This window comes from Synechocystis sp. FACHB-908, from assembly GCF_014698595.1.
GTDB lineage: Bacteria > Cyanobacteriota > Cyanobacteriia > Cyanobacteriales > Microcystaceae > Synechocystis.
In genome coordinates, this window is sequence record NZ_JACJTH010000039.1 from 39,688 (window position 1) to 64,833 (window position 25,146).

The 25,146-nt window shown below is 47.1% G+C and carries 25 protein-coding genes and 1 pseudogene; 17 read left to right on the forward strand and 9 right to left on the reverse strand.

Going from position 1 to position 25,146, the window contains the following annotated elements:
• Positions 1–3 precede the first annotated feature (3 nt).
• Positions 4–915: a D-alanyl-D-alanine carboxypeptidase/D-alanyl-D-alanine-endopeptidase gene (gene dacB, locus H6G46_RS15180; RefSeq protein ID WP_223211369.1), complete on the reverse strand. Its 912-nt coding sequence runs from the start codon at positions 913–915 to the stop codon at positions 4–6.
• 269 nt (positions 916–1,184) lie between these two features.
• Positions 1,185–1,379, reverse strand: coding sequence for a hypothetical protein (locus H6G46_RS15185; protein WP_010872729.1), 195 nt, complete (start codon positions 1,377–1,379; stop codon positions 1,185–1,187).
• A 236-nt stretch (positions 1,380–1,615) separates the two neighbouring features.
• On the opposite strand from H6G46_RS15185, the gene H6G46_RS15190 reads away from it, so the two are divergent.
• From H6G46_RS15190 to H6G46_RS18695, 3 genes are all read left to right on the forward strand, one after another.
• Positions 1,616–2,293: a uracil-DNA glycosylase family protein gene (locus H6G46_RS15190; RefSeq protein ID WP_010872728.1), complete on the forward strand. Its 678-nt coding sequence runs from the start codon at positions 1,616–1,618 to the stop codon at positions 2,291–2,293.
• Between the two features lie 53 nt (positions 2,294–2,346).
• A complete protein-coding gene (locus tag H6G46_RS15195; RefSeq protein WP_010872727.1) occupies positions 2,347–3,006 on the forward strand; it encodes an SDR family oxidoreductase in 660 nt (219 codons plus the stop codon).
• A 336-nt stretch (positions 3,007–3,342) separates the two neighbouring features.
• Positions 3,343–3,477, forward strand: a complete 135-nt coding sequence (locus H6G46_RS18695; protein WP_255345292.1) for a hypothetical protein — start codon at positions 3,343–3,345, stop codon at positions 3,475–3,477.
• Positions 3,478–3,741: 264 nt separating this feature from the next.
• On the opposite strand, the gene H6G46_RS15215 is transcribed toward H6G46_RS18695, so the two are convergent.
• Entirely contained in the window at positions 3,742–5,214 is a 1,473-nt protein-coding gene (locus tag H6G46_RS15215; protein ID WP_010872725.1) for a phosphoglucosamine mutase, read from the reverse strand.
• Between the two features lie 382 nt (positions 5,215–5,596).
• On the opposite strand from H6G46_RS15215, the gene H6G46_RS15220 reads away from it, so the two are divergent.
• Positions 5,597–5,875: a hypothetical protein gene (locus tag H6G46_RS15220; RefSeq protein WP_020861773.1), complete on the forward strand. Its 279-nt coding sequence runs from the start codon at positions 5,597–5,599 to the stop codon at positions 5,873–5,875.
• 62 nt (positions 5,876–5,937) lie between these two features.
• Here H6G46_RS15220 and H6G46_RS15225 read toward each other — a convergent pair.
• Positions 5,938–6,516: pseudogene (locus H6G46_RS15225) on the reverse strand (IS5 family transposase).
• A 794-nt stretch (positions 6,517–7,310) separates the two neighbouring features.
• On the opposite strand from H6G46_RS15225, the gene hoxE reads away from it, so the two are divergent.
• From hoxE to H6G46_RS15265, 8 genes are all read left to right on the forward strand, one after another.
• Complete coding sequence (gene hoxE, locus H6G46_RS15230; protein WP_010872723.1) at positions 7,311–7,832, forward strand: bidirectional hydrogenase complex protein HoxE; 522 nt, start codon at positions 7,311–7,313, stop codon at positions 7,830–7,832.
• Positions 7,833–7,908: 76 nt separating this feature from the next.
• Positions 7,909–9,510, forward strand: a complete 1,602-nt coding sequence (gene hoxF / locus H6G46_RS15235; RefSeq protein WP_010872722.1) for a bidirectional NAD-reducing hydrogenase diaphorase subunit HoxF — start codon at positions 7,909–7,911, stop codon at positions 9,508–9,510.
• Positions 9,511–9,550: 40 nt separating this feature from the next.
• Positions 9,551–10,189, forward strand: coding sequence for a Uma2 family endonuclease (locus H6G46_RS15240; RefSeq protein WP_010872721.1), 639 nt, complete (start codon positions 9,551–9,553; stop codon positions 10,187–10,189).
• A 26-nt stretch (positions 10,190–10,215) separates the two neighbouring features.
• Complete coding sequence (gene hoxU / locus H6G46_RS15245) at positions 10,216–10,932, forward strand: bidirectional hydrogenase complex protein HoxU (protein WP_010872720.1); 717 nt, start codon at positions 10,216–10,218, stop codon at positions 10,930–10,932.
• Positions 10,933–10,977: 45 nt separating this feature from the next.
• Positions 10,978–11,526, forward strand: a complete 549-nt coding sequence (locus H6G46_RS15250; RefSeq protein ID WP_010872719.1) for an oxidoreductase — start codon at positions 10,978–10,980, stop codon at positions 11,524–11,526.
• A 21-nt stretch (positions 11,527–11,547) separates the two neighbouring features.
• Entirely contained in the window at positions 11,548–11,832 is a 285-nt protein-coding gene (locus H6G46_RS15255) for a hypothetical protein (protein ID WP_223211368.1), read from the forward strand.
• Positions 11,833–11,841: 9 nt separating this feature from the next.
• The gene (locus tag H6G46_RS15260) at positions 11,842–12,291 is read left to right on the forward strand and encodes a type II toxin-antitoxin system VapC family toxin (protein ID WP_010872717.1); all 450 of its coding nucleotides are present in this window, start codon (positions 11,842–11,844) and stop codon (positions 12,289–12,291) included.
• An 89-nt stretch (positions 12,292–12,380) separates the two neighbouring features.
• Positions 12,381–13,805 carry a Ni/Fe hydrogenase subunit alpha gene (locus tag H6G46_RS15265; protein WP_010872716.1) on the forward strand — a complete coding sequence of 475 codons (1,425 nt, stop codon included), beginning with the start codon at positions 12,381–12,383 and terminating at the stop codon, positions 13,803–13,805.
• Positions 13,806–14,011: 206 nt separating this feature from the next.
• On the opposite strand, the gene H6G46_RS15270 is transcribed toward H6G46_RS15265, so the two are convergent.
• The 4 genes from H6G46_RS15270 to atpD all read right to left on the reverse strand — a co-directional run bounded on the left by H6G46_RS15270 (position 14,012) and on the right by atpD (position 18,944).
• Positions 14,012–15,226 (reverse strand): beta-ketoacyl-ACP synthase, encoded by a 1,215-nt coding sequence (locus H6G46_RS15270; RefSeq protein ID WP_010872715.1) that lies wholly within the window; start codon positions 15,224–15,226, stop codon positions 14,012–14,014.
• Positions 15,227–15,233: 7 nt separating this feature from the next.
• Positions 15,234–16,751: a pitrilysin family protein gene (locus tag H6G46_RS15275; RefSeq protein ID WP_223211367.1), complete on the reverse strand. Its 1,518-nt coding sequence runs from the start codon at positions 16,749–16,751 to the stop codon at positions 15,234–15,236.
• Between the two features lie 183 nt (positions 16,752–16,934).
• The gene (atpC, locus tag H6G46_RS15285; RefSeq protein WP_010872713.1) at positions 16,935–17,345 is read right to left on the reverse strand and encodes an ATP synthase F1 subunit epsilon; all 411 of its coding nucleotides are present in this window, start codon (positions 17,343–17,345) and stop codon (positions 16,935–16,937) included.
• Between the two features lie 147 nt (positions 17,346–17,492).
• Positions 17,493–18,944 (reverse strand): F0F1 ATP synthase subunit beta, encoded by a 1,452-nt coding sequence (gene atpD / locus H6G46_RS15290; protein WP_010872712.1) that lies wholly within the window; start codon positions 18,942–18,944, stop codon positions 17,493–17,495.
• A gap of 154 nt (positions 18,945–19,098) precedes the next feature.
• Here atpD and H6G46_RS15295 point away from each other — a divergent pair, with 154 nt between their 5' ends.
• The gene (locus tag H6G46_RS15295; RefSeq protein ID WP_020861772.1) at positions 19,099–21,078 is read left to right on the forward strand and encodes a response regulator; all 1,980 of its coding nucleotides are present in this window, start codon (positions 19,099–19,101) and stop codon (positions 21,076–21,078) included.
• 47 nt (positions 21,079–21,125) lie between these two features.
• Here the strand turns inward: H6G46_RS15295 and H6G46_RS18530 are convergent, their stop codons facing one another.
• On the reverse strand, positions 21,126–21,269 hold the full coding sequence (locus H6G46_RS18530) for a hypothetical protein (protein WP_223211387.1): 144 nt from the start codon (positions 21,267–21,269) through the stop codon (positions 21,126–21,128).
• On the opposite strand from H6G46_RS18530, the gene H6G46_RS15300 reads away from it, so the two are divergent.
• From H6G46_RS15300 to H6G46_RS15315, 4 genes are all read left to right on the forward strand, one after another.
• The gene (locus tag H6G46_RS15300) at positions 21,243–22,322 is read left to right on the forward strand and encodes a hybrid sensor histidine kinase/response regulator (protein ID WP_230401109.1); all 1,080 of its coding nucleotides are present in this window, start codon (positions 21,243–21,245) and stop codon (positions 22,320–22,322) included. The genes H6G46_RS18530 and H6G46_RS15300 overlap by 27 nt on opposite strands.
• Before the next feature lie 51 nt (positions 22,323–22,373).
• Positions 22,374–23,570, forward strand: coding sequence for a glycosyltransferase family 1 protein (locus tag H6G46_RS15305; RefSeq protein WP_041425818.1), 1,197 nt, complete (start codon positions 22,374–22,376; stop codon positions 23,568–23,570).
• Positions 23,571–23,590: 20 nt separating this feature from the next.
• On the forward strand, positions 23,591–24,154 hold the full coding sequence (locus H6G46_RS15310) for a Uma2 family endonuclease (RefSeq protein WP_010872708.1): 564 nt from the start codon (positions 23,591–23,593) through the stop codon (positions 24,152–24,154).
• Positions 24,155–24,252: 98 nt separating this feature from the next.
• Positions 24,253–25,137 carry a transglutaminase family protein gene (locus H6G46_RS15315; RefSeq protein ID WP_010872707.1) on the forward strand — a complete coding sequence of 295 codons (885 nt, stop codon included), beginning with the start codon at positions 24,253–24,255 and terminating at the stop codon, positions 25,135–25,137.
• The last annotated feature ends 9 nt before the right edge of the window (positions 25,138–25,146 follow it).

Genomic DNA, 25,146 nt, shown 5'->3' on the forward strand with positions numbered 1-25,146 from the left:
GGATTAGTCGCAGGCACCCATGTTATTGATTTGCACCACCAACTGGTCAATGGCCCGCACCAGGTTATCCCCAGAGCGACTCCAATCGTTGGCCAAAATGCTAAAAACAACGGTGCCGTGGGCGGGAGTGTTGGCATAACCAGACAGGGCCCTTACCCCCCGCAGGGTGCCAGTTTTTGCAAAGACGTTATTTTGAGCCGTGGTAGCTTTCATCCGTCGGGCTAGGGTGCCATCCTGACCGGCGATCGGCATGGAAGAAACGAACAAACTACTATTGCTACTGCGATACATTGCCTGGAGGGTGTCTACTAGGGAACGGGGCGTAGCCGCATTATTGCGGGACAAACCAGAGCCGTCGGCTACGCGAAAACCCTGGGGGTTAACTCCCAATTCCGCCACAGCCGCCTTAACAGCCCCAGGGCCTCCCACCGTGTTGAGCAGCAATTCTGCATAGCTGTTGTTGGAGCGTTTATTTGTGGTCATCACCCAATTACGTAGGGGCTGGGAACGCACTGTGGCATTGGGACCCAGCCTTTGTAGGGCCGCCGCTGTGGTAAAAATTTTGGCGTTGGAAGCGGGGATAAAAAATTTGTTTTCGTTATGGCTATAGAGCACCTGGCGATCATCAAGCCTTTCCACTAATACCCCCCAATTGGGCATGGCCTTGGCCCCCACAATTCGTTGCACAATGGGTTGGAAAGTTGCTGGACAGGCCCCCTGGTAAATGGGAGAACCAATGTTGCCAAATCCCCCAGTGGGCATTTCCACTTCGATGGGAACCGACTGCCTACCCTGAAAATAGTCAACGCTGGCAAAGGTTTCGGGCTGATTTGCTAAAGCTGGAGTGGTACTTAGCAAGGCGGCACTGGTGGCCAATACACCGACTTTTAACCAGGGGGAACACTTCTTACTCATGGGCTTCCAATAAAGTTCAGAACCGCGAACCATGGGGGAGCAAATTTCGTCAGCTTCAACACAGTGTTTAACTAACGGCGATCGCCCGTCCCATCTCTAGGTTTGGGCTTTTTGTGACGCACCATTTTTGATGCAGCAAAGTCAGGATTATACCACTATTGCCGACAACCATTGGCAAGCCACCAGGGAAACCACTGTTCAGGACGGGGGGAAATTTCCTTGGGCTGGCTCTATCAGGGAAAATATAAAAAGTAATGTCGGTGAACTTCCTAGCAGCGCTGACGGGAGATAATTTTTTCTACCATGGCCTGGCTTTCATGCACGAGGCTATGACATGGCCCTGGGGTTTGGGTTAGGGTGGGGACCAGGTTACGGGCTTGGAGCGTCATGTGCAGTTGCAGTTCCGCCACGTAATCACTGATGGCTTCTTGGGGCTGGGAAACGTCTACCTGGGTAGCTGACACTGTCCTTTTTCCTCCTTGAGCAATACTGTTGACTGAAAAATAATCGGCAAGTGCTGAATTGAGGGACTTGTGGCCCCTATAAAAACTACCATGGCATTAACGGAGACGCACACTTCTGCAACAGTCTTTAACATTTATCTGTCTGTGACCCTAGGATATTTTTCCTTGGGCGAGGCCATGGATCTCCTAGTTTTTCCTACCGATTTTTTTGCCAATCAGTTATCTCAGTTTCTTCCATGTCAGAGCTTCAAACCCTGATCCGCACTATTCGCCAAGAAGCAGAACGGGAACCATTTCCCCTAGACTCTCCCATTTATGAGCAGGCCGGCAAAGATGCCCTAGATCCAATTTTATTTGGGGGTAACCTCGGTAGTCAGCTCTGTTTTTTTGGCAGGGATTTAGGGGCGGATGAGGTGCGCCAAGGACAACCCTTAATCGGAGCGGCAGGGCGGCTAGTGAGGAAGGGGTTTTTTGAAGCTTGGCAGGGTCGGGTTCCCAGGGGACAAGATGATTTACAAACGGTCTGTCAAAGGATTTTGCTTACTAATACGGTGCCCTATAAACCCCCGGAAAATAAGGCTTATTCTGTCAAAGTTAAGGAAAGGTTTCGCCCTTTTGTGGAGCAATTGTTAGTGTTCCATTGGCAAGGGAAACAAATTATCACCCTGGGAACGGAAGCTTTTAAATGGTTTGCTCCCTATGCCCCCAAGGGCCAGTTGGATGAATTCTTCCAAGGGGGGGATAGGTACGAATGCTCATTAGATGTTTTGATCAAAGCGAAAACGGCGGCAGGCAAAGGTAGTCAAAAAATTGTTAGATTAATGCCTTTACCTCACCCTTCACCGTTGAATAAGCGTTACTACGGACAGTTTCCGACAATGTTGCAACGGCGCTTAACGGAAATTGCTTTCTAGTTCCAGACTTAAAATATTTATCACCTTTACTTCAAAATTAATTGAATTTAACCATGAAAGTTTTAGTTATCGGCGCCACCGGAGAAACAGGCAAACGAGTTGTCAATACCTTAACCGATCGCCAAATTGCAGTGCGGGCTTTGGTGCGGAACTACGACAGCGCTAAGGCGGTGTTACCCCCAGGAACAGAGATTATGGTAGGAGACCTGCTGGAACCAGAAACCATCAAGGCGGCGATCGCCGGTTGCACAGTGGTGATTAATGCGGCCGGGGCCAGACCCAGTGCGGACTTAACCGGGCCTTTCAAAGTGGATTATCTAGGCACTCGCAACCTGGTGGATATAGCCAAAGCCAATGGCATTGAACAATTAGTGTTGGTGTCTTCCCTTTGTGTGTCTAACCTCTTCCATCCCCTCAATCTGTTTGGCTTAATTCTGGTCTGGAAACAATGGGGCGAAAATTATCTGCGTCAGAGTGGTGTCCCCTACACCATTGTGCGGCCAGGGGGCTTGAAAAATGAGGACAATGATAACGCCATCGTCATGGCCGGGGCAGATACGTTATTTGATGGTAGTATTCCCCGGCAAAAAGTAGCAGAAGCTTGTGTGGAATCTCTCTTTAGCCCCAGTGCTAAAAATAAAATTGTTGAAATTGTCAGTAAACCGGATATTCCCGTGCAGTCCTTTGACGAATTATTTGCGATGGTGAGGTAATCACAATTTTCAAAATTCTCCCTTGCTGTCCCCAAGTCAACGTCTATCGACTGAGGTTGGGGTTGATCAGTTTGATAAAAGGGGTTAATCAGTTTGATAAAAATAGAAATCTGAATGAATTATTTCAACAAAAAGGGAGCCAAACTATTATCAGCTTTCAGGCAATTTTCAAAGGAACAAAGATCAATCAGGCAAAAAATAGCTAAGAGTTTCAATAAAGTAATGAGAGGCGCTAGTTGCGTAGTAGTTCTATGCTACCATTGACCTCGGTTTGGCAAATATTGCCACGGTGATATCAACCATGTGGAATGACTTGGAGACAACTTGCGTGCGGCCATGACATCTGGCAAACCGATTATCCGAGTTGTTTCTCTCTATAAAACAGTGGAAATTTTGGAACAACTAGATACTTTGTCGGGAGAAGATGTACTGCCAAATTTTCTGCTTTCCTTAACTCGCATCTCGCCTTAACTGCATTGCAGAGCAATATTTTCAACTTAACCATTGCTTAATGGAGAGAACCGTGCTAAGCTTCCAACCCTATGCACTACGCCATCCCCAAAACCTACGCTGAACTAGATGCCCTGCGCCGTTTCCCCGCTAACGAGGAATTAGTGGCGGTGGCGATCGCCGGGGTTATCAACTGGGCCCGGGCCCATGACCAATCTTTGGATGACGTGGTTCAGGAAATTCTGGCGGAGGATGGTTTATTGGATTACGTCCAAAGGGACCGCCTCAGTGAGATGATTGTGCAGGCTTGGCAGGCGTTACCCCATTTGCCCAATCCTTTGCCCAGTGGAGCACCGTCTGTACCCGGGAACTGGTGGGAGCCTCGCAGTAAAGCCGCAGTAAAGGTTCCGTCCCACTAAAGCGAATTAGCAACCAACCGCCACCGGCCATACGGAATTTGTAGCCGTCGGTGGTCAATAAATCTGTCACTTGTTCTCCGGCGATCGCCGTTAGGGGATTTTCATTTAGGGTTTGTACCAACGCAGTGCGGACATCCATGCTGGCCAAGGGTAAATCAATGCGGTCATACTCACTGACAAAGCAGACTTTTTCCTGGAGTCGACCATACTGTTCACTAATATCCTGTTGGGACTGTACCACTGTTTCCAACACATATAGGGCGGATAACAACGCATCCCGTTCAGGAATGTGACCCCCATAGCCAATGCCACCGGATTCTTCCCCACCAATCAAGACTGGACTGGTTAACATTCGATCAGCAATATACTTATAACCGATCGCCGTTTCCGTGAGGGGAATGCCGTAAAGCTCTGCCAACTTGGGAATTAGGTCGGAGCCACTAACGGTTTTAACAATTTCTCCCTGGAGGCCTTTTTGGGTAGCTAAGTGGTAAATCAAAATGGGAATTAAACCCTGGGAACTGAGAAAATTACCCTGGCCGTCTACTGCGGCAATCCGATCGGCATCGCCATCAAAAATCAAACCCACCCGTAACTCTGGCCCACCAGCTTTGGCCGCCGTTTGCAGCGCTGCTAATAATTTAGGAACGTATTTGGGCAAAGGTTCAGGGGAAGCACCGCCAAACAAGGGATCTCGATCGCCGTTAATTTCATCAATGGGACAACCTAGTAACCGCTCCAAGCCACTGGCGGCTGCGCCATGCATCACATCGGCAAATACCCGGAGTTTTCCCTGTTGAACTGCTTCTCGAATGGGTTGAACATTTACTTTTGCCTGCAAGCCTTGGCAGTAACTAGGCCAGGGATCAAAATATTGCAAACTACCTCCCGCTTGGGGCTGGGGTAAGGAATTTTGCAATTGGGCTTCTATTTTTTCTGTAACGTCACTGCCCACGGAACCACCGAACGCTCCTTTAACTTTTAAACCCAAATAATTGGCGGGATTATGGCTGGCTGTTAACACCAATGCGCCCAGGGCATTTTCGTGATGGGCCGCCCAACTAAAGGCCGGGGTAGGAGCATAACTTTCACTCAACCAGACTTCAAAACCCAATTCCTGGACTGTCTGGGCCACCAACAGGGCAAATTGTTCCGCCATAAAACGGCGATCGTATCCCACAATTAAGCGATGTTCCCGACCACTACTACCAAATTCTGCCGCCAACACCTGGGCCGCCGCCGCCGCCACCAACACCACCCGCTCAAAGGTAAATTCTGCTGCAATTACCCCCCGCCAACCATCGGTACCAAATTTAATCGGAGCAGGAGTGTAAACCATGACAGACCTAGTTTTTGTGGATTAGTGGATTGTTGGTGGAGCAGTCAACCGTGGTTATTTTACCCCAAGCTCTGCGTGTGCTCAGAATTACATAGTTTAGGTTTCAGACTATTATTGCCAATTTGCAAATAATAATTCTCGTTCATTAAATTTTAAAAAAATTTGTCCATTTTAAAAATTTAGTCTAGTCTTAAGGTAGTGAGGATTAAATATAAAATTTCGGTCACAGGTAACAATTAATGCCTAAGTATGCCGATATTTATCCTAGCAAAGAGTAAAATAAAATAAACAAAAAATAACCCCAATGTGGCTCATCTTTAAAACATGCCAGTTCTATTTCATTAGGGACATATGTTATTAGTGTGGTTTTAGCGAAGAGAGAGTGAAAGACCAGAAAACAAATTTGAAACCAAAAAATAAAATCGATATTTTTCCGTCTATAGAATCTTTGCCCACAGTTGTTCTTTTTTCTTTGTTTGGTCTTGTCTTCTTTCTTGCAACAAATCTACGACAATCATCTGAAAATATACAGAATGCACGAGAAAATATCAAATCCGAGAAAATGTACCAAGATTATTTAGAGGAAGAAAGAAGACTACATGAAGGTACTTTAGCAATGCAACGGTTAGAATCCCAAATGGAACTAAGAGCTAGTTTCTGAAGTAAAAATTAAAAAGTAATACGAGAAGGCATTATACGGATGAGGGCACCATAAATCATTGCTTAACTTATTTCGGTATAAAGTTCGTAATCCTTGCTTAATCGCCGATAGCGATTTAACCAACCAAAAGTACGCTCTATCACCCAACACTCGGCTAAAAGTTCAAATTCCTTAGATGAACGCTTAACGACCTCAATTACGATATGCCGTTTACGTCCTTTAATTTTCTTGCCACCATCAAAGTCATATACCTCCCCCTTTTTTCCGTTGTTTTAACGGATTGGGAGTCCACCATTGCCACAGTAGAGTTGGGAGTTCTTCCTATCTTTTTTCTCACCTCTTTACGTAATCCATCATGAACTTGTTGCCAAATTCCCTTCCTTTGCCACTTGTGAAAATATTTATATACTGTCTGATGGGGGAGGGAAATCATAGGGGAACATCTCCCATTGACATCCTGTGCGCTGTAAATAAAAGATGGCATTGATAATTTATTTCTCGTAGGTCTAACTCTCTAGGATGCCCAAATCCTTTTGGTGCTGGGCTGGTGACTTGGGCTCAATTACCTTCCACTCCTCATCACTCGTGTCACTAGCATATGGCTTGCCCTGAGGATTCAATACCTTCGGCGAACTACTCATCGACAATACTCAACTTTTATCCTCTCACCATAAAAAATAGATTTCTCCTATCCTCTTTTCTTTATATTTTCTTTTCTTTATATTTTCCCTAGAAATCACTTCCAAACAACACCCAGAACCTAGTAACTAGTTCGACTTACCCTCCTTTCTTCGAGCATGACCGGAGCTGCAAATACCTAATACAAGGTCAGTGCCTATCTCCCATGGCTAGCAATTGGGGTTGCGACTATTTTCGGTTTGGGTGTTGTCCGTCATCTGAGCGATGAACTGAGAAACAAACGAGACAGATTTAGAAAGAAACAGCTCGGTTTTACCTCTCTTGTTAAACTAGGGTTTTCGGACGGAAGTGGCTGTTTTTATCTGCCAGTGAAGCCCTTCGGCTCCATGTATTCAATGTACAAAATCCCACCAACAATGGCAAGCAATATTTAACTTTATTCACTAAAGGGAAGTAATCGATATTAATTTAGTTACGAAATATTAACAAAATCTAGTGCAATTTATTTGAACTATTTTTGTTGCTTAAAACAACTTTTTCGTTGTCTAAATTATCCCGATTAAGTAATCGACATTGAAGAAAGCTAAAGATTTGCTCACTTTTTAAAAGTTGATGTAACAATGAAGGCAACCAACTAGAGATTCCATTCGTTATTGTGGGCAAGATTGTGGAGGCACACAAATTCTTTCCCGACTAAGGGTGAAAATCAGGCTAACTTTCGCAATCAAATTTACCTGGTTTAGGCTCTCCCAATCATCTTTTATCTGCTGTATTGCTCCTTTTTGAGGATTTTTCCATGACCGTTGCCACCGATCGCCAAACTGTGCCCCCATCTGCGGCCCATCCTAGTGGAGACAAGCGTTTTAAGGTGTTAGACGCCACCATGAAGCGCAACCAATTTAATCAGGATGCCCTCATTGAAATCCTGCATAAAGCCCAGGAAATTTTTGGCTACCTGGAAGAGGATGTTCTGCTCTACGTAGCCCGGGGGCTTAAATTACCCCTCAGCCGGGTGTTTGGAGTGGCGACTTTTTACCATCTTTTTTCCCTTAAACCCAGTGGGAAACATACCTGTGTGGTCTGCTTGGGAACGGCTTGCTACGTTAAAGGGGCGGGGGATTTGCTGAAAACCCTAGATCAGGAAGTCCATCTGAAACCGGGGGAAACGACAGAGGATGGACAAATGTCCTTGGTGACGGCCCGTTGCATTGGAGCCTGTGGCATTGCCCCAGCCGTGGTCTATGACGGCAAAGTGTTGGGCAAGCAGAATGACGAAGCGGTATTGGCGGCGATACAACCTTGGTTAAGTAACAGTTAACGGATATTAAGTATCAGGTGATTGCTTGATCTTTTCTAGTTGATTTTTTGATTTGTTGTTATTGAGCTTAAACCCCATGGACATTAAAGAATTAAAGGAAATTGCCACCAAAAGCCGTGAGAAACAAACAAAAATTCGCATTCGTTGTTGTAGTGCTGCCGGTTGTCTTTCTTCTGAAGGGGAGACGGTGAAAAAAAATCTCACCACGGCGATCGCCGCAGCAGGATTGGAAGAAAAAGTGGAAGTCTGTGGGGTAGGCTGTATGAAGTTTTGTGGCCGGGGCCCCCTAGTGGCGGTGGATGACCGGAATCAACTCTACGAATTTGTTACCCCAGACCAGGTGGGGGATATTGTCAAAAAATTGCAGAAACCCGATGCAGTTGCAGAAACAGGCTTAATCAGTGGTGATCCCCACCATCCCTTCTACGCCCTGCAAAGGAATATTGCTTTGGAAAATTCAGGCCGGATTGATCCCGAATCCATTGATGAATACATCGCCCTAGGGGGCTACGAACAGCTTCATAAGGTTGTCTATGAAATGACCCCAGAGGAAGTGATCGTGGAAATGAACAAAAGTGGTCTGCGGGGTCGGGGTGGGGGCGGTTATCCCACCGGCTTGAAATGGGCCACAGTGGCCAAAATGCCCGGCCAGCAAAAATATGTCATCTGCAATGCTGACGAAGGCGATCCCGGTGCTTTCATGGACCGCAGTGTGTTGGAAAGTGATCCCCATCGCATCCTCGAAGGTATGGCGATCGCCGCCTATGCAGTGGGGGCTAACCATGGTTACATTTATGTGCGGGCGGAATACCCCCTAGCTATCCAACGACTGCAAAAAGCGATCCAACAGGCTAAACGTTATGGCCTGATGGGCACCCAAATTTTTGACTCTCCCATTGATTTCAAGATTGATATACGAGTAGGAGCCGGTGCCTTTGTCTGCGGTGAAGAAACAGCATTAATTGCCTCAGTGGAAGGAAAACGGGGAACGCCCCGACCAAGACCACCCTATCCAGCCCAATCGGGTTTGTGGCAAAGTCCCACCCTGATTAACAATGTGGAAACCTACGCCAACGTTGTACCCATCATTCGGGAAGGGGGAGATTGGTATGGCTCCATTGGTACGGAAAAAAGTAAAGGCACCAAGGTTTTTGCCCTCACAGGAAAAGTGGAAAACGCTGGTCTGATTGAAGTGCCCATGGGAACCACCGTGCGACAAGTGGTGGAGGAAATGGGGGGCGGTGTACCCAATGGTGGCCAAGTCAAAGCAGTGCAAACTGGGGGCCCTTCCGGAGGCTGTATCCCCGCCGATAAATTGGATACTCCCATCGAATATGACACCCTATTAGCCCTGGGCACCATGATGGGTTCCGGGGGCATGATTGTCATGGATGAAAGCACCAATATGGTGGACGTGGCCCAGTTTTATATGGATTTTTGCAAATCGGAATCCTGTGGCAAATGTATTCCCTGCCGAGCGGGCACAGTGCAACTTTATGACCTTTTAACCCGCTTTTTAGAAGGGGAAGCTACCCAAGAAGACTTGATCAAACTAGAAAATCTTTGCCATATGGTTAAGGAAACTAGCCTTTGTGGATTGGGGATGAGTGCGCCTAATCCGGTAATAAGTACCCTGCGCTATTTTCGTCATGAATATGAAGAATTACTCAAAGTCTAGTTCGGTAATTTATCCACTCAGTTAACTTTTCTGAAACACCATGAATGTTTTAACTGCTCCCATCAAAAGTGACACTTGGACTGAGGCCACCTGGGAAGAATTTATCCAAGCCACTGAAAATCCCGATTATGACAAAGCAAAGTTCTACTACTATCAAAACCAGTTGAGAATTGAAATGTCTCCCGTTGGTAACGATCATTCAAGAGACCATTACCTAATTAGTAACGCTATTAGTCTGTATGCAATTTTTAAGAAAATTCCGCTCAACGGAAATGATACCTGTAGTTATCGTAAACCCGGTCATTGGGAGGTACAACCTGATATTTCTTGCCATGTGGGGGATAATGCTATGGCTATCCCCTCTGGAACAGGTATTGTCAATTTAAATGATTATCCTCCCCCAGATTTAGTTATCGAAATTGCCAATACTTCCTTAGCTGATGATCAAGGAAAAAAACGGCTACTTTATGAAGAGTTAGGCGTTAAAGAATATTGGATTGTGGATGTGAAGGCCACTAAAATCATGGGGTTTAAAATGGAAAACCAAGGGAGCTACCAAATTCGAGAATCTTTAGTTTTACCTGGATTAAATTTAGCTGTTTTGGAAGAGGCGTTGCAAAAAACACGCCAAACGAATCATGGAGAAGTCATGCGTTGGCTACTTCAACAATTTAGTTAATTCATTTTCAAAGGAGTTTTTGGCCAATGTCTGTTGTTACTTTAACCATTGATGATAAGGCGATCGCCATTGAAGAAGGCGCAAGTATTTTGCAAGCGGCTAAAGAAGCAGGGGTTCCCATTCCCACCCTTTGCCATTTAGAAGGGATTTCAGAAGCGGCAGCCTGTCGTTTGTGCATGGTGGAAGTGGAAGGCACGAATAAATTGATGCCCGCCTGCGTTACCGCTGTGAGCGAAGAAATGGTAGTCCACACCAACACAGAAAAATTGCAAAATTACCGACGTATGACAGTGGAATTACTTTTTTCCGAAGGCAATCATGTCTGTGCCATTTGTGTGGCTAACGGCAACTGTGAATTGCAAGATATGGCCATTACGGTGGGTATGGATCACAGCCGATTTAAATATCAATTTCCCAAGCGAGAAGTGGATTTATCCCATCCCATGTTTGGCATTGATCATAACCGTTGTATTCTCTGTACCCGTTGTGTGCGAGTTTGCGATGAAATTGAGGGAGCCCACGTTTGGGATGTGGCTTACCGGGGCGCAGAATGCAAAATTGTTTCTGGTTTAAATCAGCCCTGGGGAACCGTTGATGCCTGTACTTCCTGTGGCAAATGTGTGGATGCCTGTCCCACGGGTTCTATCTTCCATAAAGGAGAAACTACTGCTGAAAAAATTGGCGATCGCCGTAAGGTGGAGTTTTTAGCCACTGCCCGTAAAGAAAAGGAATGGGTCAGGTAGGTTGAACTTTTAAGAACTTTTAACATCATTTCTAAACTTTTAATCATGGCTAAAATTCGTTTTGCTACCGTTTGGCTCGCTGGTTGTTCCGGCTGTCATATGTCCTTCCTTGATATGGACGAATGGCTCATTGATCTCGCTCAAAAAGTTGATGTGGTTTTCAGTCCCGTTGGTTCTGATCTCAAGGAATACCCGGACAATGTGGATGTTTGCCTAGTGGAAGGGGCGATCGCCAACGAAGAAAATTTAGAGTTAGCTTTGGAGTTGAGACAGAAAACGAAGGTAGTAATTTCCTTTGGGGACTGTGCTGTAACCGCCAATGTCCCCGGTATGCGTAATATGCTCAAAGGTAGCGATCCGGTTCTGCGCCGAGCCTATATTGAACTGGGAGATGGGACGCCTCAACTGCCCGATGAACCTGGTATTGTGCCGCCTCTATTAGACAAGGTTATTCCCCTACATGAGGTTATTCCGGTGGATATTTTTATGCCCGGTTGTCCTCCCGATGCCCACCGTATTCGAGCAACGCTAGAACCATTATTAAATGGGGAACATCCCCTCATGGAAGGGCGAGCAATGATCAAATTTGGTTAAAATTCAAGTTTTCTAAACAGTTTGCAAAATAGCTATTCAGGAGATTTAATAATGAATACCCAATTAGTAGAATCCTTGGTTCAAATAATTCAAAGTCTTTCCCCAGAGGAGCAAAAGTTATTGGAAACTCATTTGGCAGAAAAAAATAGCAACTGGCAGGAGGTTTTGGGGAAAATTGAAACCAATCGCCAAGAAATTTATGCTTCTCGTCAGGGAAAACCTTTTGATCTTTCTATAGATGAAATCATCGAAGAAATGCGTGAGGAAAGAACCCAAGATGTTCTACAAGCCTGTTTTGGAAAATGATTTTTAGGTATGACCAACCAAACTTCTTTCACAATTTGTATTGACTCAAATTTTATTGTCCGACTTCTTGTTGGGTATTATGAAGAAACTATCTATCTTGAGATGTGGAATAAATGGTGTAACGCAAATACTAAAATTGTTGCTCCTGATCTAATCAACTATGAGGTGACTAATGTTTTGTGGCGTTTAAACAAGACCAATCAGATTAACTACACTCAAGCCCAAATTGCTCTTACAGAAAGTTTTAATCTCGGCATTGAACTTTATTCAAACTCAGAACTACACCAGGATGCTTTGGCGATCGCCGAAAAGTTTCAATTGTCAGCCGCCTATGATGTCCATTATTTAGCTTTAGCAGAAAAAATGCAGATAGATTTTTATACCTGTGACAAAAAACTGTTCAATTCCGTACAACAAAATTTCCCTAGAATAAAATTAGTTATTGCTAACAGTAGTTAGATTGATTTAAATTCCTGAATATTTATTACAAGATCCGGCTTTCTATATTTACTGCTCAAAAAATATCTAAATCAACAATAATCAATCCCATGTCTAAAACCATTGTTATCGATCCCGTTACCCGGATTGAAGGCCATGCCAAAATCTCCATTTTCCTCAACGACCAGGGCAACGTAGATGATGTTCGTTTCCATGTGGTGGAGTATCGGGGTTTTGAAAAATTTTGCGAAGGTCGTCCCATGTGGGAAATGGCTGGTATTACCGCCCGTATTTGCGGCATTTGTCCGGTTAGCCATCTGCTCTGTGCGGCTAAAACCGGGGATAAGTTACTGGCGGTGCAAATCCCTCCAGCCGGGGAAAAACTGCGCCGTTTAATGAATTTAGGGCAAATTACCCAATCCCACGCCCTAAGTTTTTTCCATCTCAGCAGTCCTGATTTTCTGCTTGGTTGGGACAGTGATCCCGCTACTCGCAATGTGTTTGGTTTAATTGCTGCTGACCCCGATTTAGCTAGGGCAGGTATTCGGTTACGGCAATTTGGCCAAACGGTAATTGAACTTTTGGGAGCTAAAAAAATCCACTCTGCTTGGTCAGTGCCCGGTGGAGTCCGATCGCCGTTGTCGGAAGAAGGCAGACAATGGATTGTGGACCGTTTACCAGAAGCAAAAGAAACCGTTTATTTAGCCTTAAATTTGTTTAAAAATATGTTGGACCGCTTCCAAACAGAAGTGGCAGAATTTGGCAAATTTCCCTCCCTATTTATGGGCTTAGTTGGGAAAAATAATGAATGGGAACATTATGGCGGCTCCCTGCGGTTTACCGACAGTGAAGGCAATATTGTCGCGGACAATCTCAGTGAAGATAATTACGCTGATTTTATTGGTGAATCGGTGGAAAAATGGTCCTATTTAAAATTTCCCTACTACAAATCTCTGGGTTATCCCGATGGCATTTATCGGGTTGGTCCCCTTGCCCGCCTTAATGTTTGTCATCACATTGGCACCCCGGAAGCAGACCAAGAATTAGAAGAATATCGGCAACGGGCTGGAGGTGTGGCCACGTCCTCTTTCTTTTATCATTACGCCCGCTTGGTGGAAATTCTTGCCTGTTTAGAAGCCATCGAATTGTTAATGGCTGACCCTGATATTTTGTCCAAAAATTGTCGAGCTAAGGCAGAAATTAATTGTACCGAAGCGGTGGGAGTGAGCGAAGCACCCCGGGGTACTTTATTCCACCATTACAAGATAGATGAAGATGGTCTAATTAAGAAAGTGAATTTGATCATTGCCACGGGCAACAATAACTTAGCCATGAATAAAACCGTGGCCCAAATTGCCAAACACTACATTCGCAATCATGATGTGCAAGAAGGGTTTTTAAACCGGGTGGAAGCGGGTATTCGTTGTTATGATCCCTGCCTTAGTTGTTCTACCCATGCAGCGGGACAAATGCCATTGATGATCGATTTAGTTAACCCTCAGGGGGAACTAATTAAGTCCATCCAGCGGGATTAAACAAAAAACATTCAGACGGTCAAAAAAATACCCCGGCATCACCGAGGGCATATCTAGGAGAACTCAATGTCAATGGAAGGTACCGAAACCCCTAGAACCCGTGCCCTTAATAGTTCATGCAAAGGAATTCTGTCGGGTTTCCATAGCCTTATGTTTTTTATAGTAAACATAATGTTAATTTTTGTCAACGAGACTTGACGTCCGGTTCATTTTGTTGGTAGTGGTGCGTGTCCCACGGCGATCGCCCCATTCTGGCCGCCAAAGCCAAAACTGAGGCAGAGACCATAGTTTAAAGGGCTAGTTGCTGGCTGAACTGATTCAATGCGGACAAAGTTGAGGGGAAATTCAGGTTCTTTCAAACCAACACAGGGGGGCAATTTTTGCTGATGAAGGCTTAATAAAGTCAAAGCTACGGCGATCGCCCCGGAAGCGCCCAGGGTATGGCCAGTGGCCCCTTTGCTGGAAGTAATGAGAGGATTTTGAGGAAAAAGAGTTTGGATTAAAGCGGCCTCCCGTTGATCGTTGAAAAGAGTGCCAGTGCCGTGGGGATGAATCAAGTCAATTTGCTCTGGGGTTAAACCACTGCGGGTGAGGCAATGCTTCACGGCTTGCTGGGCACTGTGGTTATCAAAGGCAGGAGTACTACGATGGAGTGCATCACAACTAAAACCCCAACCCAAAATTTCACCGTAAATTCTGGCTTTTCTCTTCTGGGCTAATTCCCGGGTTTCCAATACTAACAAAGCTCCCCCTTCCCCCAACACTAAACCCTGGCGCTGGCGATCGAAGGGATAACATCCATCCGGTGCTAGCGTGGCCATTTTGCTAAAACCAGCCAATGTGAGCGGTGTAATGGGGGCTTCCACTGCCCCGGCCAACACCCGTTGGCAATGGCCTGTTCTAATTAACTCCACTCCCTGGGCGATCGCCCATAACCCAGTGGCACAGGCGGCCATGGGGCATTGCATCACCGTTACTTCCGGTAGAAGTTGGGCAGCTAAACGGGCGGCCTGATCAGGTAAAGTCTGCCACCAATCCACAAGCTTAAAGTTGGGGGCCACCGGAGGCTTAATGTTGCGCCCAACCCAATCTTCCCAATGGCATTGGTTAGCCCGACTAGAACCGATCGCCACTCCCCAGGGTTGTTCAGCGGGATCAAGTTGGGCATCATCAATGGCGGCCTGCACCAAGGGCGGAACCAATTGTCCCAGGGAACGAGGATAATTTCCCTGTAATGCCAAGGGGAACGATGGCAAGTTTATAAAAGGTTGCTTGGGCTTGATGGCCGTTTTTCCCTGTAACAACTTTGTCCAAGTTTGTAATTGATCTCCCAAGGCAGTGTCCAGGGCTAGCCCAGTGACCACCACTCCCATAGCCAGAGCCTCTATTGGAGCCGTTTTTTGTTTCCCCTGGCGGTCCATGGCCCAATTAACTACTAGCTTCGGGAATGGCAATTTCCAACATTTGCACCCGCCGGTCTAGGGCTTCCAATTCATCCTTTAGGCGATCGCCTTGCCCCACAATCACCGCAATCATCTGTTCGGGCTGGAGATACTTAGCCGCTACCCGTTGCACATCCTCCACTGTGGTGTCCATCACCGCCTGTTGGTAAGTGAAAATAAAATCCTCTGGATAACCGTAATACTCGTAGGTCATCAAACGGGAAAGGGTTTGCCCCGGCCTTTCAAAATTAAAAACAAAGGAATTTAAAATTGAATCTTTGGCATAGGCCAATTCCTCAGCGGTTACTTCAGTGATGCGTAACTTTTCAAACTCCTGTAACAGGGATTGGAGAAATTGCACCGTGGTTTCCGTGCGGGTAGGACCCCCAGCCAGAAAGTAACCGGGATAATCATAGGCAGCCTGCCAACTACCGGAAACGCTATAGGCCAAGCCCTGGGTGGAGCGAATATTGTTAAACAACCGGCCTGCAAAACCCCCCAGTACCCCATTCATCACCGACAGGGCAGCGTAATCCGGGCTGTCCACCATGCCGCCAATTTGTCCCAAAAGAACATTGCTTTGGGTAACGTGGGGCAAATTAACTAAAAAAACTTCACTGTCGTTAACTTGGCTAGCGCTGGGGGGAGTCAACTGGGGAACAGTCCCCGACCCTTGCCAATTACCAAACCTTTCCGCAATGGTTTGTTTGATGGTTTCGCTGTCAAAGTCCCCCACAATGCCTAAAATCATCTGGTCTGGACGGACGTAGCGCCGATGAAAATCAATAATGGCCTGGCGGTCGATATTGGCTAAGGTTTGGTACTCCACCGTGCGGGCATAGGGGCTGGTGGGGCCGTAAAGCATTTTACTAAATTCCCGGCTGGCAATATCTCCAGGGTCATCGTTACGCCGGGCAATGGCTCCTCGAAGTTGGTTTTTAGCCAGGGCAATCTGGGCTTCATCAAAGGCTGGGGTTTGGAGAACTTGGGCAAATAGGTCAAAGACTAGGTCAAAGTCCTTGCTCAAGGAGGAAAAACTAGCAGAACCGGAAGAGGTGCCAATGCTAGTTTCAATGGCAGCGGCCTTTTGCTCCAATAAATTATTCAGTTGGGCTGGGGAGTTTTGTTCTGTTCCCCCCAAACGCATGGTGGTGCCCGTCAACTGGGCTAGCCCCACCTGATCCGCCGGTTCCCAACGGGATCCTGCCCGCATCACCACCGATCCCGACACCAGGGGCAGTCTCCGGTCAGGCATTAGATAAACCACCAAACCGTTGGGCAGAGTGTAACGTTCGTATTCCGGCAGGTTAATCTCCGGCAGGGGGGGAAACGTCAACTGATCATGGGTTTTGGGTTGGTTCTCCAGATCCCTGGCAATGGCTGGAGTTAAATAAACATTGCTAAAAACGGCGATCGCCATCACCAAGGTGGCCACCAGGACGAATCGTTGCCAGGGCTTAGCGTTAGGAGCCACTGTTGGGGAAGTTTTCCAAGGTTTTTTCATAGGGCAAACAAGGCGATCGGACATTCCTAGTCCCCATGGGCCACTGGGACTGGGGCGGAAGCAAAAACGGTTACTAGTGCCAAGGCAAAAGCCTCCCCAATGCTAACAGTGCTTAACACCGGGAAGACTTTGGTTAACCAAGCTGGGTTGGGCCATGGTGCTGACCAACGACAACCGTCCCGACTAGACGGCTCCACCGGCCGCTTGCAGGCGAGCCCGAGCTTTTTTGTAATTGTTAGAAGCTTTCAGTTGGTTGGGTTTATCTTCCCCCCGGTTGGCCTCTTCCAAAGCCCCCTGGGCTGCGGTGTAGGCTTGGCGGGCCGATTCAGCATCAATGGTGGTGCCTAATTCAGCGCCGTTGACCAATACCTTAACTTCATTATTTTCTACCTCGGCAAAACCCCCCATGACGGCAATATTCTGCCAGTCTTTACCTGGGCGCACCCGCATCACGCCAATTTCCAAAGCGGTGAGCAGGGGAGCATGGTTACTGAGGATACCCAGTTGACCGGTGGTGCTGGGGAGAATGAGTTCCTGCACTTCCTCATCCCAAACTACCTTATCCGGTGTGATTACCCGTACTGTTAACGTCATTTTTAGGAATTTCCCTTTGATAGCGTTTCTATACAAACAACTGGCGATCGCCGGCCAGGAAGAAGGGGGATAACAGGCAATGGTCATCCTAGAAAACCACTGCTATTCCCCCTAACTATTTCCTAACCTAGACCCCAGGTTATTAACTTAACCCTCTTTGAGCTTGGCACCTTTGGCCTTAGCTTCTTCAATGTCTCCCACCAGGTAGAAAGCTTGCTCCGGTAAATCATCCAATTCACCAGCCAAAATCGCTTTGAAACCTTTGATGGTGTCAGCCAGGGAAACGTACTTGCCGGGGGCACCGGTAAATACTTCGGCGACGAAGAAGGGTTGGGAAAGGAAACGCTCAATTTTCCGAGCCCGGTCTACGGTCAAACGGTCTTCCTCAGACAATTCATCCAAGCCAAGAATGGCAATAATATCTTGCAATTCTTTGTAGCGTTGCAGGGTGGATTGCACTTCCCGAGCGGTGTCGTAATGCTCTGACCCAACGATGGAGGGCTGAAGCATGGTGCTGGTGGAATCCAAGGGGTCCACGGCGGGGTAAATACCTTTAGCGGCCAAACCACGGGAAAGCACGGTGGTACCGTCCAAGTGGGCAAAGGTGGTGGCGGGGGCGGGGTCAGTCAAGTCGTCCGCCGGTACATACACAGCCTGAATGGAGGTAATGGAACCTTCCTTGGTGGAGGTGATACGCTCTTGCAAATCACCAACGTCCGTACCTAAAGTGGGCTGGTAACCTACCGCAGAGGGCATCCGGCCCAACAGAGCCGATACTTCCGAACCAGCTTGGACGAAGCGGAAAATGTTGTCGATGAAGAGCAATACGTCCTGTTTGTTCACATCCCGGAAATATTCCGCCATGGTCAAAGCGGTTAAGCCTACCCGCATCCGAGCCCCGGGGGGTTCGTTCATCTGACCGTACACCAGAGCAATTTTGGACTCTTCCGGTTTGTCGGCGTTGATTACGTTGGATTCGATCATTTCGTTGTAGAGGTCATTCCCTTCCCGGGTCCGTTCCCCTACGCCACCAAATACAGATACACCACCATGTTGGATGGCGATGTTGTTAATCAATTCCATCATGATTACGGTTTTGCCCACACCAGCACCACCGAAGAGACCGATTTTGCCACCCTGACGGTAGGGAGTAAGCAGGTCAATTACCTTAATGCCGGTTTCAAATACTTGGGGCTTGGTTTCCAAATCCACCAATTTGGGAGCGGGACGGTGAATGGGGAAAGTTTCACCAGCGGGCACGGGGCCTTTGTTGTCAACAGGCTCACCAAGAACGTTAAAAATACGACCCAGGGTGCCGGTGCCGACGGGAACGCTGATGGGGGCCCCGGTGTCTACCACGTCCATGCCCCGGACGAGACCGTCGGTGGAACTCATGGCTACGGCTCGGACTTGGTTATCGCCGAGAAGCTGCTGCACTTCACAGGTAACAGCTACTTCGTTACCAGCAGAGTTTCTGCCTTGGACTTTAAGGGCATTATAAATACGGGGCAATTTACCACTGGGGAACTGGGCGTCAATTACAGGCCCGATGACCTGGGTAATTTTGCCAACGTTAGTTGCTTCTTTTACGGCTACCATGCTGATTGTCTAGGAATTTGTTTATAGTTAGACTACAGGATTACTGTTGAGTTTTGGTCAAATTTGCCATCTTTAAGGGTATCACTTTGGGGCTGTCCCCAACTGGTGAGATGGGTCAAATCCTAGGAGGATAGGCGATCGCCGGGGGGAGGTTTTGGAGCAAAAGTTGGAACGGGAAGATTGTCTGCGGGCAATTGCGAGAACTTTGCTGGAAAAGGACTGGGCCACAGCGGTGCGTTTTGCCATAGAGCAACTGGGGCTGTTGTTTGGCTGTCAGCGGGTCCATGTGATTTACCATGACCCAGCCAAGGACTGTTTACACATGGCGGAAGAATGGTGTGCTGTGGGTATTGCCCCCCGGTTATCAACTTTTCAAGGAGTACCGGTGGCCACCTATCCTTGGCTCTGGGCCAATTTGCAGGATAGTGAAGGCGTTTTGGTGAGGGATGTGGAGCAAATGCCGCCGGAAGCTGAGATGGATAAGGTCTCCCTGCAATTTGACCTGGTGAAATCCATCCTAGTGGTGCCCATGGTTAAGGATGCCCAGGTGTTGGGCTACATCAGCATGGTTCATCTCCACGACAACTATGGTTGGAACCCGGAGGAGTTGAACTTGGCCAAACTGGTGGGACAATTTTTGGCGATCGCCCAGGCCCGGCACCAAGCAGAGACAACCCTGACCCAAGCTAAGGAAGCGGCGGATGCGGCCAATCGGGCTAAAACGGAATTTTTGGCCAGTATTAGCCATGAATTACGCACTCCCCTCAACGCCATTATTGGCTTTAGTCAACTGTTGCATCGGGATCCCAGTTTGGCTCCCCACCGTCCCACCTTAGATATCATCAACCGGAGCGGTGAGCACTTATTAGAGCTAATTAACGACATTTTGGAAATGTCCAAAATTGAGGCAGGGCGCACCACCCTCAATGAAAAAATCATTGATTGCCATCGTTTGTTGGATAATCTCCAGGCTCTTTTCCAACTAAGGGCTCAGGAAAAACAACTCCTCCTTAAAGTGGAGCGATCGCCGGAGGTGCCCGAATGGATTAAGACTGACGGGGGCAAATTGCGGCAGGTGTTGATTAATTTGTTGGCCAATGCCATTAAGTTTACTGCCCAGGGCGGTGTCACCCTCAAGGTTAAATGCCTGACCGCTCCCCAGACTGATGAAGGTCAAGGAGCATCCATCTGGCTTCATTTTTTAGTGTCGGATACGGGGCCGGGCATTGCTGCCCATGAAATGGATGAACTGTTTGTACCCTTTGCCCAGACAGAAACGGGGCTTAAGTCTTGTCAGGGGAATGGTTTAGGGCTGCCCATTAGCCAAAAATTTGTTCAGTTGATGGGGGGACAAATTCAAGTCAGGAGCAAGGTCGATCAAGGTAGTGCTTTCTTTTTTGCCATTCCAGTGCAGGTGATGGCGGCCCCCAAGCCAACCCCGGAAACTTCAGCGGTTACCCTGCCGCCGTTAGATCAGTACAATCAAAAAGTTCTTGTGGTGGACGATCGCCCGGAAAGTCGGTTACTACTGCGCCAATTACTCACTAGTCTGGGCTTTGTTGTCCAAGAAGCGGAAAACGGAGAAATGGCGATCGCCCTGTGGGAAAGTTGGCATCCCCAGGTAATTTTGATGGATATGCAAATGCCAGTGCTGGATGGTCGGAGCACTACTCAAAAAATTAAAGCCAGCCCCCAAGGTCAACATACGATCATTATTGCCCTCACCGCCAGTGCTTTTGAAGGGGAACGGGCCGAAATTCTTAGCGCCGGCTGTGACGACTTTTTAAGTAAGCCCTTCCGCCCCGAAGAATTGATTGCCCTTCTGGCTAAACACCTGGCCGTGGCTTTACCTTCCCAGGGGCAACCACCGGCTTCCCCTCTCCGGCCATTTCCTGTGATAACGGCTCCGTCCCTATCAGAACAATTGGCTAAAACTCCCCAGTCCTGGCGACAAAAGATGGCAAAAATGGCTTTAGAATGCAATGACGATGACCTGATTACCTTGGTTGAGTCCCTGCCGACCTTGTCCCCATCCTTAGCTCATCTATTGGCCACCTGGGCCAGGGAATATCGTTTTGAGCAGATTTTCCTAGTGGTTGAATCCAGTTTTGGGGCGGTGACCCTAGCGGGGTAACCCAATTAATTGCTCCCAACTGTACTAACAGGTGTTGAAAATTCAGTTCAACTTCTACTTTTACTCAACTTTTCTTCCCCCTCCACCAATTCCCGCAGGCGATCGCCATGGGCCCGGACTGTAAAACCCTTTTTATCGTCGATGACACCCCGGACAATGTACGTTTGCTGGCCAACCTTTTGTCCGCCCATGGTTACCGAATCCGTAAAGCATTGAATGCTAATTTTGCCCTCAAAAGTATTGAGCAGTCCCCGCCGGACTTGATTTTGCTAGACGTTAACATGCCCACCATGAACGGCTATGAAATGTGTGCCCGGCTAAAGTCCAATCCCCACACCCAAGAAATTCCAATTATCTTTATCAGTGCCCTGGATAATGTGCTTGATAAAGTCAAAGCCTTTAACCTGGGGGGAGCGGATTACATCACTAAGCCATTTCAAATGGAAGAAGTGCTGGCCCGCATTGAACACCAACTGCTACTACAACAACAAAAACATCAACTACGAGCAGAAATCCAAGAACGGAAGCGGGCGGAACAATCCCTGGAGGTTTCCCTACGGGTGGTGTCCCACGATCTCCGTAATCCTGTGTTGGGGTTATCTATGGTGCTCAATAACTGCCTTAAACGGGCCGATCCAGATCAAACGGAACTTTCCCTGCCCCGCCAAACCCTAGAGCAGATGGCCCGCAGTTGTGAACGTCAATTAGCCTTGATCAATTCCCTGGTGGAAAGCCAGCATTGGGAACAACAGGGGGTTCCCTTAGTGTTGCGACGCCTTGATCTGGGCACCCTAGTGAGGGATTTTGCGGAGGAATGGTCGTTGGGGTTGGGGGAGCAGGAAGTAACTCTTAATTTAAATCTGGGGGAAAATTTACCCGCAATCATGGGAGATGCCAACTTTATTTGGCGGGTGCTGGAAAATTTATTGGCCAATAGCCTGAAATACAATCCTTTACCCCGGCCCCAACCGTTGAGCATTACCATTACGGTTACCGCCATAGACCAAACCCTAACCTGTCGGGTCAAAGATAATGGGGTGGGTGTGGATCTGGCCATCGCTGACCGAGTTTTTGAACGTTATCAGCGCGGCGATCGGGAGAACAATCCCCTTGGGCTGGGCTTAGGACTATACGTTTGCAAGCTCATTGTCGAGGCCCACGGTGGCCAAATTGGTCTCAATACTGCGGTTAGTAGGGGGGCAGAGATTTACTTTACCCTCCCCCTGGAAAAAGATTGTGCTTAAAATTTTGACATTTGCTAAGTATTGATCAACAGTGAGCAAAATTAATTGGTGATGCTAAAAGTTTGTGTGGATGCTACAGCAATACGGGGCCAATTGAGTGGTATCGGTTTTTATAATCTCAGTCTGCTGCGAGCCCTTAATGAACTACAACATAGCCAACAATTTCAAGGGCAATTTTCTCTACAAATTTATTATCAACCTGGCTTAAAAGATTGGTGCCAAGGAAATTGGCAAAAAAAACATCATCTGGCCGAATTCACCGATTGTACTTGTTTGCCGTTGCCAGTTACCCTGAGCGATCGCCTAGTTAATTTTCCCAATCCCATTTTGAATTTATTGGAGAAGCGTCTAGACAAACCGGATCTTATCCATGGCATTGACCATTATATTTTTCCTAGCCAAAAAGCCATCAATTTATTAACAATTCACGATCTAACTTTTCTCAAATTTCCCGAATTCGTTCCGCCCATTGTGCAACGTTACCACCAAAGAATTTTGCGTTGTTTGCCCTTTGCCCAGGGAATTTTAACCTTTGCAGAGAGTACAAAACGGGAAATTAACGAATATTACCAGTTTCCCCTAGAACGAATTTTTGTTACTCCCCAAGCTAGTCGTTACCGGGGTTCACAGTTATCCACAGAGCCAAGTTCTCCAAAAAATAAATTCATAAATGAGTCATTGTTAGCCACCATTCCCTACAATTTTGCAGTGCCCTATTTTCTTTTTGTCAGCACTCTGGAACCCCGAAAAAATGTGGTTGGCTTGATCGAAGCCTTTAATTTATTCAAACAAGTCACTAAGGCCCACCACCAGTTAGTGCTCATCGGTCAATTGGGCTGGAAATATGAACCCATTCTCACGGCGATCGCCAATTCTGCCTATCAAGATCAGATTCATCGTTTGGCCTATGTGCCCAACCAGTGGCTAGGGGAATTTTACCAACGGGCGACAGCTTTTGTTTATCCTTCTTTTTATGAAGGTTTTGGCTTGCCAGTGGTGGAGGCAATGAACTTTGGTTTACCGATAATTACTGCTGGGGCTGGATCTTTGCCAGAAGTGATGGGAGACAGTGGTGTATTAGTAGATCCCCAAGATACCCAGGCTCTAGCGTTAGCATTGGAAAAAATTGTTAGTGATACGGATTGGCGGGATCACTTAAGGCAAAAAAGTTTAACTAGGTCTAAGGATTTTTCCTGGGAAAACACTGCCCGTAAAACCCTAGAAGTTTATCAGTCTTTAATTGCTTAACCCATGACTACAGAATTAATATGCTGCAAATTGCACCCCCATCGATTAGCTTAAAAGATTTTCTTGATTTGCCAGAAACTAAACCGGCACAGGAATATGTTGAAGGACAAGTTATTCAAAAACCTATGCCCCAAGGAAAACATAGTGTCATTCAAGGAGAATTGGTTGCAGTCATCAATTCATCCCTGAAAAACCGAAAAATTGCTAGGGCGTTTCCCGAATTGCGCTGTACTTTTGGTGGTCGCTCCATTGTGCCGGATTTGTCTGTTTTTGCTTGGTCCAATATTCCCAGGGATGATGACGGTAAAATTGCCAACTTTTTTCCCCTTGCACCTAACTGGGCCATTGAAATTCTTTCTCCAGATCAAAGCCAAACTAGGGTAATTAGAAATATTCTCCACTGTTTAAACCATGGTAGCGAAATGGGTTGGTTAATTGATCCTGCTGAGCAAATTATTTTTACCTATATTTCAGGAAAACAGCCGAATATTTTTGACCAAGCGGAGCAAATTTTACCCGTGCCAACCTTTGCTTCCAGTCTACAAATTAATTTTGGCTTAGTTTTTGATTGGCTCTCAGAATAAAATCATCGTCATAGTCTAAACAGCCTGAAAGTATTTAAGAATTCTTAAAATTTTTGTCGGCATATCCTCCAATAATCAACTCTAGATTTTCTGATTTTATGGCAACCTATCGCATTGAACATCACACTGAATATCGCTTTAATCAGCCCGTTTATTTACGTCCTCACCGTTTACGATTGCGACCCCGCAGTAATGGTTGGCAAAATCTGCTGACCTATAATCTAACCATTGATCCCCTCCCTGCCGGTTTAGCGGAAATCACCACCCTCGATGGCAATGGCGAACAAAAAGTATGGTTCACTGACCCCACAGAAAAGCTGGCGATCGCCGTGGAATCCTTTGTGCAAACCACCATGGAAAATCCCTTCAACTTTTTGCTAGAACCGTGGGCATTAAAACTACCATTTGACTATCCCCAATCCCTGGCTCAACAATTGAGGGGTTACTTGGTGCCCTACGAAGGTCGTCTTGATCCGGTGGCCGTGGAACTAGCCCAGGACATTGCCCATGATTGCCAGCGACAACCGATCGCCTTTTTACAAAATTTGACCCAAAAACTCTACGAACATTGTACCTATACAGTGCGGGCTATCGGGGAGCCCTGGGAAGCGGGGGTGACTTGGCGCAGTCGAGAAGGCTCCTGTCGAGATCTAACAGTGCTATTTATGGAAGTCTGTCGCGCCATGGGTTTAGCCGCCCGGTTTGTCAGTGGTTACGAAGTGGGAGATCCGGAGATTAGTCAATGGGAACTCCATGCCTGGGCGGAAGTGTACTTGCCTGGAGCTGGTTGGCGGGGCTATGACCCTACCCATGGTTTGGCGGTTGGCGATCGCCATATTGCGTTGGTGGCCAGTGCCATTCCCGCCTATTGCAGTCCGGTGGGGGGAGAAGTGGCACCGGTGAAAACTTTCCTGGAAACAGGTTTGACGGTGCAATCGGAACTAGAAACGGAGGTAAAAATCACCGCTGTGAATGATATTTAATTTAAATAT